The sequence below is a fragment of the Bacillus cereus group sp. N24 genome, assembly GCF_016483345.1.
Classification (GTDB): domain Bacteria; phylum Bacillota; class Bacilli; order Bacillales; family Bacillaceae_G; genus Bacillus_A; species Bacillus_A toyonensis.
The window spans coordinates 94,869-113,394 of the sequence record NZ_JAEHCA010000006.1 but is presented as its reverse complement, the minus strand read 5'-3'; the positions used below and the strand labels follow the sequence as shown (position 1 = coordinate 113,394).

The following is an 18,526-nucleotide window of genomic DNA, read 5'->3' as shown; positions in this document are numbered from 1 at the left end:
CGTCTCCCTTTAGAGGAGAGTCAAGAATAAGGGGGCAATATAAATTGGAAAATTTATTTTCTATTGGTGAAGTTGCTAATATGAAAGGCATTACAATAAAAGCTTTAAGATATTATCATCAAACAGGCATTCTTATCCCAGTATATATTGATGCAAAAACGGGTTATAGATACTATTCGGTAGATCAATTTGTTTATATTGATATAATTAAAGTTTGTAGAGCTTTGGGAACGAGTACGAAAGAACTGCAAAAAATTTTCACGGAAAAGAATATGGATGAATTATTAAAATTTTTAGCATTAAAAAGAGAAGAAACTGAGCAAAAGATAAAAGAGATGCAAGCAGTCATTCATACGATTGATAAACTAGATAATAGTGTACAAGTCGCTAAAAAGGTACTAGTACATAATCAAATAACAATACAGTATTTTGAGAAACGTTATATCGTCACTGCTCCATGCAAAGAAGTGGGTAATTTTAAAGAATTCCTTTATTATTCAGAGGTAGATAAAATTATTCAGGAGAGAAATTTAGAAACAACGATGGAGATTGGTATAGCATATACGGTTCATTCAAAATATAGATTTGAACCAAAGTATGCTTTTTCTGTGTTATGTAAATATGATTACACACAGAAAGAGCAAAATATAGATATCTTACCAGAAGGTAACTATTTAACGCTGGCCTATAAAAAGAATAATAAAGAAGAAAGTATGGAGAAATTAAAAGATTATATAGAGAAAAATAATGTAACAATTAAAAATTGCATTGAAGTGGAATTATTAGATGAGTTTTTTAGTACGGATTCTTACAGTTGCCAAATGCAATTGCTTATAGAGAATGAATGAATGAAAACGAACTTTAGAGTATACTCAGAAATAATATAAACTAGAAAATGAAGCTGGATTATGTAAGTACAATTGTTGAAAAGGTATCCTCACATACTTTGAGGATGCTTTTTTAGTATAAAAAAAGGCATCTAGCAAAAGTACTAGATGCAAATAAAAAACACAAGGGAAGACAAAATTCTTCCCTTTTCCCGTATGTAATTATATCAAAAAATTTATAAAAAACTAGCTTTATTTTTTATATAATTGATGTGTGAAGCCGTGAAAGGAAAAGATTACACTATTTTCGTAGTTTTTTGTTAAAAAAAGGAGCTGTATATATGATTAATTTTAAACCAGAAAATTTAAATCAATTATTAAAAGTGACGCTCATAAGTGCGAATAAGTCTTATGATGCGATTAAAGATTATGAGTTTACAAAAGAAGCAGTAGTATTCCGTATAGACTTCGAATATATTGACGTTTCTCTTATGATTGTAGATATGCTAGGAAGATCGGCGGCAAGATTTAACATTTTGCCATTTGCTAAACCAGATACGAATGAGATAGATTACATCCAGTTTCAAGTGTATTCGATTAATGAAGGGAATTTTAAAGAAATGCTTGATACGATGTAAAAAACTATAATTTTACAAAAATGTATATACCAACTAATATATAAGTAATACATTCATATAATTGGAGTGATGAGATGCAGCCGTTAGAAAGGGAGATTCATTCTAATATGCTGAAAGTGTGGCGAATTCACGCTTTAATTGGGGCGGCAGTTATACTAGCAGTCGTAATTGCGTATTTCTTTTTTATGATTAACTTTAACTGGTGGGGTTGGCTGTTCGGATTGTTAGTAACAGGCGCTATTACATTTATCCCGCTTGATTATTTTGTATTTCCAAATTTACGTCAACGCTATTATAGTTACAGATTAAATGAAGAAGAGATTGAGATTCAAAAGGGAATGTTCGTTGTAAAACGTGTACTTATTCCGATGATCCGTGTGCAGCACGTAACGATTGAGCAAGGGCCGATTATGAGAAAGTATAATTTAGCAGAATTACACATTTCAACAGCAGCAACTTCTCATAGTATTCCAGGTTTAACGAAAGAAGAAGCAGAACAGCTGAAAAGACAAATTGGAGAACTTGCGAAAGTGAGTTATAAGGATGTATAAGAGGCAGCATCCGATCACGATATTATTGGGCATTCGAATTTCGGGTTTATTTCCTTTTATCCTTCTTGTAATATTTCGCTCTGATGAAAATGAGCCTTGGTATTTATTTTATTTTGTTTTGTTGTTTCTTTTATTCGTGATGGCTATTTTCTCCGCTGTGAAATGGTATTTCAAAGTGTACTGGATTGAGAATAATATTTTACATATAAAGCATGGTGTGTTTGTAAAGAAAGAAAGCTACTTAAATAAAGAACGTGTGCAAAATGTTAGTACATCTTCTAATATCATTTATCAAATACTTGGACTGACAAAATTAAATATAGAAGTTGCAGGCGGCGGTAGTGAGCCAGAAGTGATGTTAGCTGGTATTAAAGAAGATGAAGCGAAGGAACTAATTGCTTTATTGCATAAAGAAAGAAGCGTTGTGGCTGAAGAGGTGCCTGCGGAAGAAGGTAGTAAGACAGTTTATCAGTTAAAAGCGAAAGAAATTTTATTCGCATCTATTACATCTGGTAGATTTGGATTAGTGTTTTCTATGTTAGTAATCCTTTACACAGAGTTTAATCAATTTCTACCAGAATGGCTCATCAATAAAGTGGAAGCGTATGTGATGGATAACGTTGTATATGAATTAATCGTTATGGCGGCAATTTTAATGGCAATTTCTTGGGTTATTTCAACAGCAGGCTATGCGTTAAAATATGCAAACTTTAAAATTGAGCGAAACGGAAATGAAATTCGCATCGTACAAGGGTTATTTGATAAGAAAGAGTTTGTGTTAAAATTGCACCGTATTCAAGCAATTACTGTGAAAGAAGGCATTCTCCGTCAGCCTTTCGGTTATTGTTCTGTGGAAGTAGAAGTCATTCAAAGTATAGAATCCGCTGGGAATGAAGTGATGCTACATCCTTTTATGAAGAAAAAGATGTGCAGCAGTTACTCGCATATTTACAGTTGCCGTATGAAATGGAAGAGGAAATCGTTCATTTACCGAAAGCGGCATTGCGCCGTTACATCATCATGGGCTGGATTACAACTGCTGTGCTCGCTGTGCCGATCGTTAGTGCGAGTATATATTTCAAACAATATATCGCGTTATTCACTCTTATCCCGCTATGTATCGGATTTACAATACTCGCATACGCTCGTTATACTAGTGGCGGTTATATGATGAGAGAAAATCAATTAACGATGGTGTACAGAGGTCTTGCGAAATATACAGGAATCATGCGTAGAAGGCATATTCAAGCGGTGGGGTACAATCAATCATATTTTCAAAAGAAAGACGAGTTATGTACAGCTGCCGTATCGGTAGCAGGGCATCGTTATAAAGTGAAGCACATGCGAAAAGAGGACACACTTCGTATATATAATTGGTACAAAGAAAAAGGAAACACCGGTGTGTAGTGGTGTTTCCTTTTTGTCATTAAATGGATATCTTTAGTCGAATCGTTGATATATTTCAAGATGTGATAGATATATTCGAAAAATCGTTGATATATTTCAAGATGTGATAGATATATTCGAAAAATCGTTAATATAATTTCACGCACTACTAGTGTTGTATTACTTTTTAATTAAACTAACACATCAAAAGTAGTCACAAAAGAAGGACGAGAGAAAATACTCTTTTGCTGTTCTGCATGTGGATGCACCTGAGCCTGGGCTTGTCCCTCTGCTTGTGCAGGACGTTTTTTATGAGCGTTTTCGAATGAACGTGATTCTGTCCAATCTTTAAAGTTTTGCTCTGTTTCCCACATTGTTAAGATGACATATGTATCGTTACTTAATGGGCGAAGAACACGGATTGCTTGGAAGCCAGGCTCATTTTCGATTAGGCCAGCGCGGTTTTTAAAACGATTTTCAAATACTGGTCGACCTTCGTCTGTTACAGAAATGTTGTTACAAACAATATAGCCAGGTTGTCCTTTAAATTCGCCAACAGCGTCTAACACGTCATACTGAAGTGCGGATTCTACAGATTCTTCTATATTTTCTTTATAAAACATATCTTTTTCATTATTTTTTGCAGTGAAATTTGCTTGTTCTAGAGGTGTTTCGTATGAAATAATAGCCTTCATTTTAATGCCCCCTTAATCGTTTTGTTTCTATTATATCAACTCTCGTAAAAAACTTCGAAGATTATATACATAAAGATACTTCTTTTTCAAATAATAAATGTACCATCATTTGGAAAGAAGGCCGATGTATGAAGAAAGTAAAGTGGACTTTATTAGGCGGCGTTGCAACGTTTTTAGTAGCAATTGTACTTTATAAACTTATTGTGTTAGCTGGTAGCTATATGATGGATGAAAAGCAGCTCGTTTTCCACTCTTCATCACGTATCGTTGACCAGAAAGGGAAAGAAATTACGAAATTATACGTAGAAAATAGAGAGCTTGTACCGATTGAGCAGATCCCAAAGTATGTGCAGCAGGCGTTTGTTGCGGTGGAAGATTCTCGCTTTTATGAGCATCAAGGAATTGATTATCCATCTATATTTCGGGCTCTCTATAAAGATACGTTAGCTGGAGAAAAGGTAGAGGGCGGTAGTACGATTACGCAGCAACTCGCTAAAAATGTCTTTTTAACTCGTGAAAAAACATTTACACGCAAATTGAAAGAAGTCGCAATTTCTCTTCAATTAGAGCAAAAATATACGAAACAGCAAATTCTTGAAATGTATATGAATCATATTTATTTTGGCCACGGGGCTTACGGTATTCAAGCGGCAGCAAAGTTGTATTTTAATAAAAATGTCGAGGATTTAACAGTAGAAGAAGGGGCAATGCTTGCAGGTCTTCCGAAATCACCAAACGGATATTCACCGTATTTCTCTCCAGAGAAGAGTAAGGAGCGCCGTGATCTCGTATTGTCACTTATGCATAGACAAGGTTATTTGACTGCCGAAGAAAGCGTTCGCTATCAAGGAAAGACAATTGCTCTATATAAAAACTTAGATGAGAATGAACTCGCATATATGCCGTATATTGATATGGTCATAGATGAAGCGGCTCGTTTATACGGATTGTCTCATCAAGAAGTACTTCGCGGAGGATATACGTTTGTCGTACCGATGGACGAAAAGGTTCAAAAGGTAGCGTATAACCAGTTCCAAGATGCAAGGAATTTCCCTGGTAAAGAAGAGGGGGCGCAAGGTGCATTTTTATTAATGGATAATCGTACGGGCGGGATTAAAGCTGCGATTGGCGGAAGAAAGTATGTCCCGAGAGGATTTAATCGTATTTTTGCAAAAAGGCAACCGGGCTCTGTTTTAAAACCACTTATCGTCTATGCACCAGCATTAGAAACGAAAAAGTATAATCCGTATTCGTTATTAACAAATGAAAAAGCTTCTTTTGAAGGTTATGAACCTCGAAATTACAATCGTCGATATACGAAAGAAATGACGATGTATGACGCGATTTTAGATTCAGCAAATGTACCGGCAGTTTCTTTATTAAATGAGTTAGGGATCGAAGAAGGAAAGCAATTTTTAGAGAAAGGAAATGTTCATATTGCAGATGCTGGGTTAAGTACAGCGCTTGGTGGGCTGAAAAACGGTGTTTCACCATTTGATCTTGTAAAAATGTATCGTGCATTTTTAGCAAACGGCAATATTATTGAGCCGCATGTTATTGATAAGGTGTTAAATAGACACGGCGCAGTCATTGGAGAATCGCCAAAAGTAGAGACGAAAATCTTCTCGAAACAAACAGCATGGTATATGACGAAAATGTTAGAAGGAGTTGTGAAGGAAGGGACAGCCAAAGTAGGTGTATATAACGGTGCGTTGGCTGGAAAAACGGGTACCACTTCAATTCCTAATGATGATAATGGAGCAAGGGATATGTGGTTTGTTGGATATACGCCGAATTTAGTGGGAGCAGTTTGGGTCGGCTATGATCACACGGATAAAGAGCACAAATTGCAAGGCGAAAGTGCAACTGCAACGAAGTTATTTAAGAAAATTTTAACGAAGGCAAATGTAGAACAGAAAGAAAAGTTTATGCAGCCAGAAGGTGTAGAAACGATTGGTGCCCCAATTCGTTTACGTAAGATTGAAGATGTAAAGATGAAACTATCATTTAGTCCTTTCGGTTTATTTAAAGCAAAATTAAGCTGGACACCACTTCCAGATGAAAGAATTATGTATCGAATTTATAGAGTGGAAAACGGAATTCATACGCATGTGAGTACTGTAACAGGTGTCGGAGAATATGAGGAAAAGTTTATTAACATATTCTCAAAACCGAGTTTTTACGTTGTGCCATTTAACACACAAACGAACCGTGAAGGAGAAAAGTCAAAAGTAGCTAAACCGTAGATTTTCTCTGTGTTATAATAAGAATGTTGTGAAAATAGTAAGCGGTTTTACGAATGTTTGTGTCAATTTCATGAACAACGTACATAATGTTATGCATTTTGTTTTTACAAGCTGTATAGTAAAAAAAGATAAATATCGGAATAGAACGTATTTAAAGCAAAAGCATTGGTAGGGAAGGGAGCAAGGGTCTTGGTAAGAACTATAAATGAGACATTTTTAAAAGCATGTAGGGGGGAACGTACAGAGTATGTACCAGCATGGTATATGCGTCAAGCAGGTCGTTCGCAGCCGGAATATAGAAAGATAAAAGAAAAATATTCTTTATTTGAAATTACACACAATCCAGAGTTATGTGCTTACGTTACAAAGTTACCAGTTGATCAATATAACGTAGACGCAGCAATTCTTTATAAAGATATTATGTCACCACTACCTGCAATTGGTGTGGATGTAGAAATTAAATCTGGTATTGGACCAGTAATCGATAATCCAATCCGTTCTTTACAAGACGTAGAAAAACTAGGGGAAATCAATCCAGAAGATGACGTACCGTACATATTAGATACGATTCGTTTATTAACGACAGAAATGTTAGACGTACCGTTAATCGGTTTTTCAGGAGCTCCATTTACGCTAGCGAGCTATATGATTGAAGGTGGTCCATCTCGTAACTACCATAATACGAAAGCGTTTATGTATGCAGAGCCGAAAGCTTGGTTCGCTTTAATGGATAAGCTTGCTGATATGGTTATTACATATTTAAAAGCGCAAATTAACGCAGGAGCAAAAGCAGTTCAAATTTTCGATTCATGGGTTGGAACAGTAAATGTAGCAGATTATCGCGTATTTATTAAACCAGCAATGGAACGTATTTTTGCAGAAGTTCGTACGATGGGTGTACCGATGATTATGCACGGCGTAGGAGCTGCACATTTAGTGAACGAATGGCATGATCTGCCTCTTGATGTAGTCGGTTTAGACTGGCGTTTACCGATTGAAGAAGCGCGTGCGCGTGGCGTACATAAGGCGGTACAAGGAAATATGGATCCTTCATTCTTATTAGCACCATGGTCAGTAATTGAAGAACATGTAAAAGCTATTTTAGATCAAGGGATGAAAGAGCCAGGTTACATCTTTAACTTAGGACATGGTGTATTCCCAGAAGTAAATCCAGATACATTAAAACGTTTAACTACATTTATTCATGAGTACTCTAAAGAACAGTTAGCGAAGTAAAGGAGATTGGCTGTATGAAAAAGAAAATCGGTTTGCTTGTAATGGCATACGGAACGCCATATAAAGAAGAAGATATTGAACGTTACTATACACATATTCGCAGAGGAAGAAAGCCAAGTCCTGAAATGCTAGAAGATTTAACAGAGCGTTACCGTGCAATTGGTGGTATTTCTCCTTTAGCTACTATTACATTAGAGCAAGCTAAAAAGTTAGAAATGAGTTTAAATGAACTGCAAGATGAAGTAGAGTACCACATGTATCTTGGTTTAAAACATATTGAACCGTTTATTGAAGATGCGGTACAAGCTATGCATAACGATGGAATAGAAGATGCAATTGCACTTGTTCTTGCGCCTCACTATTCTACATTTAGCGTGAAATCATATGTTGGACGAGCGCAAGAAGAAGCTGAGAAACTTGGAAACTTAACAATTCATGGCATTGATAGCTGGTATAAAGAACCAAAGTTTATCCAGTATTGGGTCGATGCAGTGAAAGGTATATATAACGGTATGTCAGAAGCAGAACGTGAAAAAGCAGTATTAATCGTATCTGCTCACAGCTTACCAGAGAAAATTATCGCACTCGGCGATCCATATCCAGATCAATTAAATGAAACAGCTGATTATATTGCAAGGGGCGCTGAAGTAGCGAACTATGCAGTAGGTTGGCAAAGTGCAGGAAACACGCCAGATCCTTGGATTGGTCCGGATGTACAAGATTTAACGAGAGAACTAAATGAAAAGTACGGATACAATTCATTCGTATATGCACCAGTTGGATTTGTTGCGGAACATTTAGAAGTTTTATATGACAATGACTTTGAGTGTAAAGTTGTAACGGATGAAATTGGCGCGAAATATTATCGTCCAGAAATGCCAAATGCTTCGGACGCATTTATTGACTGTTTAGCAGATGTTGTATTAAAGAAAAAAGAATCTGTATTGTAAGAAGAAAGGGGGAGCCTGCTTGAGGAAAAAAGTTGTGATCATCGGCGGTGGTATCACAGGATTAACAGCTATGTATCACTTACAAAAAGATATTCGTGAGAAGGACTTGCTGATAGATACATTACTTGTAGAAGCGTCGGGTAAACTTGGCGGGAAAATTCAAACCGTTCGAAAAGATGGATTTACAATTGAACGCGGACCGGATTCTTTTTTAGCACGAAAAGAAAGTGCGTCTAGATTGGTGAGAGAATTAGGTCTTGGCGATGAACTTGTAAATAATAAGGCCGGTCAATCATTTATTCTCGTAAACAATCGGTTACATAAAATGCCGAGTGGATCAATGATGGGAATTCCAACGCAAATTACGCCGTTTCTATTTTCCGGGTTGTTCTCCCCAATTGGTAAATTAAGAGCTGGTTTTGATCTGTTAATGCCTAGATCAAAACCAGTATCTGATCAATCACTCGGGCAGTTTTTCAGACATCGCCTCGGAAACGAAGTGGTTGAAAACTTAATAGAACCATTACTATCGGGTATTTATGCAGGGGATATTGATGAAATGAGCTTAATGTCGACATTCCCGCAAATGTATCAAATTGAGCAGAAACATCGCAGTATTTCACTCGGTATGCGTACGCTCGCTCCGAAAGAAGAGAAGGCTGAACCGAAAAAGGGAATCTTCCAAACGGTGAAAACAGGTTTAGAATCTATAGTAGAATCTCTCGAAGTAAAGATGCATGAAGGTACGATAATAAAGGGAACTCGCATTGAAAAAGTTGCAAAACTGGATGATGGTTACATGATTACTCTTAGTAACGGAAAAGAAATAGAAGCGGACGCCATCGTAGTGGCAAGCTCACATAAAGTATTGCCTTCTATGTTTGCGCAGTATAAACAATTTCGTTTCTTCCGCAACATTCCGTCCACATCAGTTGCGAATGTAGCACTTGCTTTCCCGAAATCAGCCATTCAGCGCGATATTGATGGAACGGGATTTGTCGTATCACGAAATAGTGACTTCTCCATTACAGCATGTACGTGGACACATAAAAAATGGCCGCATACAACGCCAGAAGGTAAGGTACTTCTTCGCTGTTACGTTGGACGCCCTGGTGATGAAGCGATTGTAGAACAAACAGAAGAGGAACTCGTTCAGCTCGTACTAGAAGACTTACGAAAGACGATGGATATTATAGAGGACCCGGAGTTTGCAATCGTAAGCCGCTGGAAAGAAGCGATGCCTCAATATACAGTAGGTCATAACGAGCGAATGAAAAAGCTTACAACATTTATGGAGAAAGAATTGCCAGGTGTGTACTTAGCTGGAAGTTCTTACGCTGGTTCTGGTCTGCCAGATTGTATTGGGCAAGGTGAGTTGGCAGCACAACGTGTGTTATCACATATTGAAAAAATAGTAGAATGTGAACGAGATGTTTTGAATGTATAAAAAACTACCACTTCTTAATGAAGTGGTAGTTTTTTTATTGGAAAATAGAAGTTTGTACCTTCCATATTCTATCTGTTTTTAGCATAAGTAATTTTTGTTTTAAACGTATAGCTGAGATTAATTTTTTGTAAAACTTGTCGAAATATAGTTCTATATAACGAATCATTTGTTATGATAGATATGCTGAGAAAATATGAAATAGGGAGAGGGAAATAGCTGTGAAGAAATTGTTAAGTGTCTTTTTATCATTATTACTATTGCTTTCATTTACTGGAACTTTAGCACAAGCAGAAGAAACTACTTCTATGTCGGTAGAAAAAGCAATTCAAGTATTCAAGCAGCAAGGGAAAACGAAGGGGATAGTGGAAGGATATATTGTCGGATATACGCAAAGTCCTTCTAAGTACACGAAGGATCCGGCTAAGTTTGACGACACAAATGTGGCAATTGCCGATTCACCAAACGAAACAAATCCAGATAAGATCATGCCTGTTCAGTTGCCAAAAGGCGATGTGAGATCGGCAGTGAATGTGAAAGATCATCCTGAAAATATTGGGAAGAAAGTTAAGTTGACTGGGACGCTTGAATTATATTTTAGTAGTCCAGGTTTAAAATCAGTAACAGCTCATAAGTTTCAAGGGGAAGAACAAAACCGTGTTAGCGATGTAGTGGCTTCACCTGACGGTGGGGAAGTTGCGAAAGGAACAGCGGTAACATTAACAACGAATACAGAAGGAGCAACAATTTACTATACGTTAGATGGTTCTAATCCTACAAATAAAAGTGTTCGCTATAACGGACAAATTGTAGTGAATGAAAGTAGTGTAGTGAAAGCAATCGCAGAAAAAGAAGGTCTTACTTCTTCAGAGATTTCGACATTTTCATTTATTATCGTAAACAATGAACCAGTTCGTATTCATGATATTCAAGGGAAATCACATATTTCTCCTTACAAAGGGAAGAAAGTAAACAATGTGGAAGGCGTTGTAACAGCGCTTGATAAAAATGGTTTTTATATAGAAGATAATAAACCGGATAATGATCCAGCTACTTCAGAAGGTATGTACGTATACAAAAAAGAGGAAAATGTAGCAGTTGGAGACCTTATTCAAGTTGATGGAGAAGTAGAAGAATATGTTGGCCCTGGATATGCAGAAAGGTTTGAAACAGACTTAACAACGACGGAAATTAAGGCGAGTCGCGTTGCTGTAATCGCAAAAGATCAACCTTTACCAGCACCAATAGTACTCGGAGAAAACGGTGTGAAAATTCCTGATCAAATTATCGATAATGATGCATTCGGTTTATTTGATCCAAATGAAGATGCAATCGACTTTTATGAAAGTATAGAAGGTATGCGCGTTACGATGCCAACACCAAAAATTATTGCACCTCAGAAAAACGGAAATTTATATGTAACAGTAAAAAATAGCGGGGATAAAGTAGTAACGAAATATGGTACACCTCTTTTAGATGAAAATCAATTAAACCCAGAGCGTCTTTCTGTAAAAGTATCTCGTGATTATGTAGCAAAAGTAGGAGATACTTTCAAAGGAGATATAACAGGGGTAGTAGGATATGATTACGGTTCGTTCCGTATTTCGCCAGTGACGGAATTACCATCTGTAGTGGACGGTGGATTTAAGCGAGTAGGGGCAAATATTCAGCCACGTCTTGATAAATTAACAGTTGCTACATATAACATTGAAAACTTCTCAGCAAATAAAAAAGAAACGACGGACGAAAAAGTAAAAGAGTTAGCGTATTCTATTAAATACAATTTAAAAATGCCAGATATTATCGGTGTAGAGGAAATGCAAGATAATAATGGATCAATTAATGATGGGACAACAGATGCTTCATTAAGCGCAAAACGTATCATTGATGCAGTTCTAGAAATTCGCGGACCGAAGTATGAGTATGTAGAAATTGCGCCAAGCAACAATCAAGACGGGGGAGCGCCTGGAGCTAACATTCGCGTCGGTTTCTTCTATAACCCATCACGTGTGAAATTAGCAGCAGTACCGAAGTTACTTGATAAAAATGTAGTTCGTATTGGAGACGAAAATGCATTATTTGATAGTACACGTAAACCGTTAGCAGCAGAATTTACATTCCAAGGACAAAACGTTGTTGTCGTTGCAAATCACTTAAACTCAAAACTAGGAGATGCAACGCCATTTGGAAAAGTGCAGCCGCTCGTATTAAAGAGTGAAGAAAAACGAATTCAATTAGCGCAAGAAGTAAATCATTTCGTACAAGGTATTCAGAAAAAGAATGCAAATGCACCTGTTGTTGTATTAGGTGATATGAACGATTTTGAATTCTCGAAACCACTAAAAGCACTAGAGGGAACAATCTTAAAAGATATGCTAAACACAGTGCCGAAAGAGAATCGTTACACGTACATTCATGAAGGGAATGCACAAGTGTTAGATCATATTTTAGTAACGAACAACATCGCACCGCACACAATTGTAGACCCAGTACACTTAAACTCAAACATTATGAAAGAGCATGGACGTGTAAGCGACCACGACCCAGTACTTGCTCAAATTGATTTGAAGAAAGCTTCTTAAAGTGAGAGAACGCTTAGGTAACTAAGCGTTCTTTTTTGTTTTTGCATCGTCATATAAATATAAAGAGGGGATTCTTTTTTTGTAATCTGACGATATAATTAATTGAATATTCTGTTTTATAGAAAGTGAGGTGTAGATATATGGTAGCCCAAATAAATGGGAAATTAATGAATCAACTAGCGATTTTTTTGAGTGTTTTTATATTGATTCAGTTTGTAGCTGATGTAACAGGTCTTACGCAATCACTAGGTATTCATTATTTAGGTACAATAAGGCAGAGCATCACTTATACAGCATTTGGTTTAGCTGTGATTTTTACTATATTGGGTATGAAAAAGGAATTAAGTAAGTATGCAATTATTTCTTTATGTTCGGCGATAGGAATACAAATAATTTATATAGTTGTTATTGTGGTTTTATGGATGTTGGCAGGGACACCGTAAAGTAGTGTTCGTTTTTTTATAGAAAAACCTATTATTATGAAGTGCACCTCCAATTGTTAGACACAGTCTAACAATTGGAGGTGCACTTTTATTCCGATTATTAGTCTTCACCAATCGGGCTTTTACGAGCAGTTGATTTCCCACCTGACTTCCTTGTATTCACTGAATTTTGAGGTGGGAATCTAGCTATTTAGAGCTTGATTTCTGTGGGGAATTTTAGGATTTCTTAAGCAAACTGTAGCGGTGATCATTTTATTTGGAAAATAGAGTGTAACTAATTGCAAAAGATTATATATAGAAACTCTTTTTTGTAAAATTCATGGTAAAATTAATTGAATATTCAGGTTTGTAAAAGGGGGGGCAACGATGCAGGTACAACTAAATGGAAAATTAATGAATCAAATCGCAATCTTTTTTAGTAGTATCGCCATGCTTCAGTTTATAGCTGAGGTAACAGGATTTACGCAAAATTTAGATATTACGTATAACTTAATAAATACAACAACGTCATATATAACATTTAGCTTGGCAGTGATTTTTACTTTAATAGGTGCAAGAAGAGAATTGAGTAAATATGCAATTATTTTATTATGTTTAGTAGTAGCTATTAAAGCGATTTATTTTGTAGCTGTTGTTATTTTATGGGGATTGGCTGGTACGCCGTAAATGAATAAAAAACCTAATTTCCAAGAAGACATGAGGAAATTAGGTTTTTATGCTTGAAACGCTTTTCTACACCGATCCCTTCTTTGCAATCTTCTTTTGTACCTTTTTCTATCACGCTGTACGCCTTTTATATACATGCATAGGCTGAAGAAGAAGAAGAAGGCACATTGTATCGTTAATATATACGATGACATGCCCTGTAACGGTTGCTTTGGATCATATAAATGAATAGGTGCTCCGCCTATTGAAGGGAGTATTGTATTTAGCAGGACGTAAGGAATGGAGGTAACTGCAAATGGAAACAGAATCGCCATATAGTCCTTTTGTGACCATGCAGATGCAGCAAGTCCTAAAAGAGCCATTAACCCTGCAAATAAAAAATTAATTCCGATATATACAATAATATAAGTGATGGGGGAGCCGTAATATAAGTTTGCGAACATCCCGTTGTCATTTATAATACCTGAACCCGCTGCGGGTGCTCCGTTTGGAATGGTTAATTTGCAAAATAATAATGATAAGATAAATGGAAACGTATAAAGAAGTCCTCCGCAAAAAAATGTAACGATATATTTCGTTACTGAATAAGGAAGTAACGAAATTTCTTTACTTATAAATGTCTTAAAACCATCTGATTTATCTGAGTTGTAACTTGTACTAAAGGGGAGACTTGCAATAACTGGCATTAATAATAAATAAACATCCATTTCATTGTCGCGAAATCCAATCCATTTAAAAGCCGTTGTTACAAACGCATCCGTTCCGTCTCCAATATAACGAATTACATAATAATAATGATAGATAGAGATAAGAGCTAATCCACTAAACATAATAATTAAAGAAACACGATTACAAAAAGCTTGCTTTATACTTAAACGAAGCGCACGCATCATGACTGAAAAAGCCTCCACTATTTTGATAAACTTGTCTATTTTCTATATTACTATTAATTGTAAAGATTTTCTTGTTTTTTTATTTGATTATTTGAAAAAGAGGAATTTTGTTGTTGCTAAGTAAGGTTTATCTATACATCTTAAGAACACCTTTTCTTTTTCTCTTTCCATCTGATACACTATGACAGTATTATATGAATGGACTGGAATTTTTTTATACTGGAAATAATAAAAAAGAGAACTTGTATAGAATGTAAGCGTGTGGTAATATCAAAGATGTACTGATTGACTATATTATCCAATTGGTCATTTTTGGAGGTGACGATGTGGCGATAGATCGAAAACGTTCTATTATTGAAGCTGCAACAAAGTCTTTTTCAGCGTTCGGTTATAAAGCAACAACGATGGATCAAGTAGCGAAGTTAGCGAATGTAGGAAAAGGAACGATTTATACTTTTTTCAAAAATAAAGAAGAGCTATTTGGCGAAATTATTTCTAATTTAATTACAGAAATGAAGCAAGTTGCAGAAAACGCAATTCGTTCAGATGTTTCATTTTTTGAAAATGTACATAAAGCATTATATAGCATCTTGGAATTTAGAAAAGAACATCAGCTCATGATTAAGTTAATTCAAGAAGAGCGCGATATGGGAACGAAAGAAGTACAAGAAGTGATGCAACAAGTAGATGTGGAAATCGTTTCTGTCATTCAATCGTATTTAAAGATTGCGATTGAAAAAGGTGAAATTAGCAAATGTGATCCAGAAATTACAGCATTTATTATGCTTCGCCTATACGTATCGCTCATTTTTGATTGGGAAAAAAATCATGAACCGCTAGAAAAAGAAAAAATTGCAGAATTATTTGAACTTTATTTATTAAAAGGATTGTCAAACTAAGATAATCCTTTTATTATTATAAAAAATGACCAATTTAACAAAATAGTCATATATTTATTTTAGGAGGGATAATATAAATATTCACTTCATAGTAAGGAACAGTTGCATAGTATAAATCCGGGGATAAGGCATATGTATGAATAAGTATAGCCTTTTTGTTTGGGTGAAAATGACTAAATGAACATTTTAGTCATTTTGATAAAGGGGGAGAAATGATGAAATGGAATCAGTTACTTCGTAAAGAGTTTACTGAAATTATAAAAAGTAAAAAAATATTAATTCCAATTATCGCGGTATTATTCGTACCAATTTTATATGCAGGTATGTTTTTATGGGCCTTTTGGGATCCGTATGAACAGTTAGATGATTTACCAGTTGCGGTAGTCAATTTAGATAAAGGTGCAGTATTTGATGGGAAACCAATTGAGGTCGGAAAAGGGCTCGTTGATAATTTAAAAGATAACACAAGTTTTAAATGGGAATTTGTAAGTGAAAAAGAAGCGGAAAAAGGAATGGAAGGCAGAAAATATTACATGTTAGTACGCATTCCTGATGACTTCTCAAATAACGCTACAACGTTATTAAAAGATGATCCGAAACCATTAAACTTAGAATACATTCCAAACGAAAGCTTAAACTTCTTATCTTCACAAATTGGTGGAACAGCCATTGAAAAAATTAAAGGTGAAGTAGCAAGTACGTTAACGAAAACATATGCAGAGAAAATGTTTGATTCCATTCAAGACGTCTCAAAAGGATTAGCAGATGGAGCGGAAGGTGCAAATAAACTGCACGACGGATCAAGTGAGCTGCATGATGGTTCAAGTAAAGTGACGGATGGCCTTCATACACTTCAAGGGAAGTCTGGGGAGATGAAGGATGGTGTAGGGAAACTATTTGATGGATCTGGAAGAGTGACAGTAGGTTTAAATACGTTAAACGGCAAAACAGGTGAGATGCAAATAGGTATCGGAAAATTAGTAGATGGCTCCGGAAAAGTAACAGATGGTTTACATGTATTAAATAGCAATGCAGGTATCGGAAAATTAGTAGATGGCTCTGGAATAGTAACAGATGGTTTACATGCACTAAATAGTAATGCGGGTATCGGGAAATTAGTAGACGGCTCCGGAAAAATAACAGATGGTTTACATCTATTAAATAGCAAAACAAGTGAATTGCGTGATGGATCTGAGAAAGTGACCGGTGGCTTGAACAAATTAGTAAGTAAATCCGGTGAATTAAAAACAGGAACAACTGATCTATCAAATGGTATGGGAAAACTTGCTGAAAGGAAAAGTCAATTAGAAAAAGGGTCTCAAGAAATTCAAAAGGGATTGCAAGATTTAAATAGTAACATACAAAAGTCTGCTGCAGGCTTAGAGGAAATGCAGTCGAAAGTTCCTTCTATATTGAATACAGTAAATGAGAAAATAGATGGAGCTGGGGCGAATGTAAATCAGTTAAATGAACTTACACAATCAACAGCAGGAGATGCCAAAAACGCAGCGCAAGAGGTAGCGAATTTACAAAAGCAAATTGAAAGTTTACCAAAAGAATATCAAGAGCAGTTACAACCATTCATAACAAGTGCTGTAAAAAGTACAGCGACAGTTCAGCAAAAAGCTGCCGTAGTAGCAGGTGGAACAAATAAATTAAATGAAGAAGTAAAACAATTAACAGGCGAAATAGATCAAAAAACAAGTGGATTGCAAAACACATTACCAAATCCAGCAGGGGTGAAAACTCTGGCGGGTGGTGTTGAGAAACTAACGAACGCACAAAATGAATTTGTTAGTAAGTTTCATGGATTTGGTGAGGGATTAGATAATGCAAAAATAGGTGCTGATAAATTAAAAGATGGATCGGTTCAATTAATTGATGGCGTAACGCAATTACAAAGCGGATCAGGAAAAGTGACAGCAGGATTAGGTCAATTATCTGCAGGAGTAAATCAATTAGCAGATGGCTCAAGCCAAGTAACAGGCGGTTTAGGTACATTATCTGTAGGCGTAACGAAATTAGCGGATGGCTCAAGCCAAGTAACAGGCGGTTTAGGTACATTATCTGTAGGCGTAACGAAATTAGCAGACGGCTCAAGCCAAGTAACAGGCGGTTTAGATACATTATCTGTAGGAGCGGGCCAAATGTCAGGCGGAATAACGCAATTAGCAAATGGTTCCGGTCAAGTGACAACAGGATTAAGTACATTATCAACCGGCTCAACCCAGCTAATCGACGGCGTAAATAAACTAGCAGATGGATCAGGAAAAGTAACAGATGGCCTCGTCAAAGTAAACGATGGTTCAGGTGAACTTGCTGAGAAACTTGGCGAAGGGGCAGAGAAAACTGGTGAAGTGAAAGGGACGGATAAAACGTATGATATGTTTGCAAACCCTGTAAAAGTAAAGACAGAGAAACTAGCGGAAGTTCCAAACTACGGAACTGGATTTACACCGTATTTCTTATCACTTGGTTTATTCGTTGGGGCATTACTATTATCTATCGTATATCCATTACGCGATACAGTAGGAGTTCCCAAATCAGGATTTAGCTGGTTTATTAGTAAGTTCGGCGTACTACTATCAGTCGGTATTATTCAAGCGATAGTAGCAGATGTCATATTACTGTTCGGATTAGGTGTAGAAGTGCAAAGCATTCCATACTTCATACTCTTTAGCATCGTTACAAGTTTAGCGTTTATCGCATTAATTCAATGTTTAGTAACAGCATTCGGTGATGCAGGGCGATTTATTGCCATCATCACATTAATTATTCAGCTTACAACAAGTGCTGGAACATTCCCACTAGAATTGATTCCGAAGTTTTTACAACCATTTAATACGTGGTTACCGATGACATACTCTGTATCAGGATTGAAAGCAGTCGTATCAAGCGGAGACTTTAACTTCATGTGGCAAAACATAGGAATACTCATGATCTTTATCGTCGTATTATCACTTGGAACAATCGCTTCCTTAACTTGGATGCACAAACGACAATTTAAAAATGTTGTTGAAAATCAATCGATTGAAGTTTAAAAAAAGCACCTTGTAGGTAAATATTTATA

Annotated in this window: 14 protein-coding genes and 1 pseudogene; 13 read left to right on the top strand and 2 right to left on the bottom strand. The window is 36.2% G+C overall.

Annotated elements, in window-relative coordinates:
- Positions 1-44: 44 nt before the first annotated feature.
- The 4 genes and pseudogenes from JDS95_RS11720 (at position 45) to JDS95_RS11705 (ending at position 3,423) form a co-directional block, all read left to right on the top strand.
- On the top strand, positions 45-848 hold the full coding sequence (locus tag JDS95_RS11720; RefSeq protein WP_000429187.1) for a MerR family transcriptional regulator: 804 nt from the start codon (positions 45-47) through the stop codon (positions 846-848).
- 320 nt (positions 849-1,168) lie between these two features.
- Entirely contained in the window at positions 1,169-1,465 is a 297-nt protein-coding gene (locus tag JDS95_RS11715; RefSeq protein ID WP_000606830.1) for a hypothetical protein, read from the top strand.
- 74 nt (positions 1,466-1,539) lie between these two features.
- On the top strand, positions 1,540-2,016 hold the full coding sequence (locus JDS95_RS11710) for a PH domain-containing protein (protein WP_001182714.1): 477 nt from the start codon (positions 1,540-1,542) through the stop codon (positions 2,014-2,016).
- Positions 2,009-3,423: pseudogene (locus tag JDS95_RS11705) on the top strand (PH domain-containing protein). Before JDS95_RS11710 ends, JDS95_RS11705 begins: the two are co-directional and overlap by 8 nt.
- Before the next feature lie 170 nt (positions 3,424-3,593).
- Here the strand turns inward: JDS95_RS11705 and hmoB are convergent.
- A complete protein-coding gene (hmoB, locus tag JDS95_RS11700; protein ID WP_085450078.1) occupies positions 3,594-4,097 on the bottom strand; it encodes a heme-degrading monooxygenase HmoB in 504 nt (167 codons plus the stop codon).
- Positions 4,098-4,225: 128 nt separating this feature from the next.
- Here hmoB and JDS95_RS11695 point away from each other — a divergent pair, with 128 nt between their 5' ends.
- The 7 genes from JDS95_RS11695 to JDS95_RS11665 all read left to right on the top strand — a co-directional run bounded on the left by JDS95_RS11695 (position 4,226) and on the right by JDS95_RS11665 (position 13,664).
- A complete protein-coding gene (locus JDS95_RS11695) occupies positions 4,226-6,343 on the top strand; it encodes a transglycosylase domain-containing protein (RefSeq protein ID WP_000756279.1) in 2,118 nt (705 codons plus the stop codon).
- Positions 6,344-6,532: 189 nt separating this feature from the next.
- The gene (gene hemE / locus JDS95_RS11690; protein ID WP_000252623.1) at positions 6,533-7,579 is read left to right on the top strand and encodes a uroporphyrinogen decarboxylase; all 1,047 of its coding nucleotides are present in this window, start codon (positions 6,533-6,535) and stop codon (positions 7,577-7,579) included.
- 14 nt (positions 7,580-7,593) lie between these two features.
- Positions 7,594-8,529: a ferrochelatase gene (hemH, locus tag JDS95_RS11685; RefSeq protein WP_000726797.1), complete on the top strand. Its 936-nt coding sequence runs from the start codon at positions 7,594-7,596 to the stop codon at positions 8,527-8,529.
- A 19-nt stretch (positions 8,530-8,548) separates the two neighbouring features.
- A complete protein-coding gene (gene hemY / locus JDS95_RS11680) occupies positions 8,549-9,976 on the top strand; it encodes a protoporphyrinogen oxidase (protein ID WP_001228056.1) in 1,428 nt (475 codons plus the stop codon).
- Positions 9,977-10,188: 212 nt separating this feature from the next.
- The gene (locus tag JDS95_RS11675; protein ID WP_085450076.1) at positions 10,189-12,555 is read left to right on the top strand and encodes a DUF6359 domain-containing protein; all 2,367 of its coding nucleotides are present in this window, start codon (positions 10,189-10,191) and stop codon (positions 12,553-12,555) included.
- A 140-nt stretch (positions 12,556-12,695) separates the two neighbouring features.
- On the top strand, positions 12,696-12,998 hold the full coding sequence (locus JDS95_RS11670; RefSeq protein ID WP_000226508.1) for a hypothetical protein: 303 nt from the start codon (positions 12,696-12,698) through the stop codon (positions 12,996-12,998).
- 366 nt (positions 12,999-13,364) lie between these two features.
- Positions 13,365-13,664 (top strand): hypothetical protein, encoded by a 300-nt coding sequence (locus JDS95_RS11665; RefSeq protein ID WP_001198065.1) that lies wholly within the window; start codon positions 13,365-13,367, stop codon positions 13,662-13,664.
- Between the two features lie 47 nt (positions 13,665-13,711).
- Here JDS95_RS11665 and JDS95_RS11660 read toward each other — a convergent pair whose 3' ends face one another.
- Complete coding sequence (locus JDS95_RS11660) at positions 13,712-14,557, bottom strand: hypothetical protein (RefSeq protein WP_000984183.1); 846 nt, start codon at positions 14,555-14,557, stop codon at positions 13,712-13,714.
- A gap of 326 nt (positions 14,558-14,883) precedes the next feature.
- On the opposite strand from JDS95_RS11660, the gene JDS95_RS11655 reads away from it, so the two are divergent.
- Entirely contained in the window at positions 14,884-15,456 is a 573-nt protein-coding gene (locus JDS95_RS11655) for a TetR/AcrR family transcriptional regulator (protein ID WP_000963370.1), read from the top strand.
- A gap of 215 nt (positions 15,457-15,671) precedes the next feature.
- The gene (locus JDS95_RS11650; protein ID WP_085450075.1) at positions 15,672-18,497 is read left to right on the top strand and encodes a YhgE/Pip domain-containing protein; all 2,826 of its coding nucleotides are present in this window, start codon (positions 15,672-15,674) and stop codon (positions 18,495-18,497) included.
- Positions 18,498-18,526 lie beyond the last annotated feature (29 nt).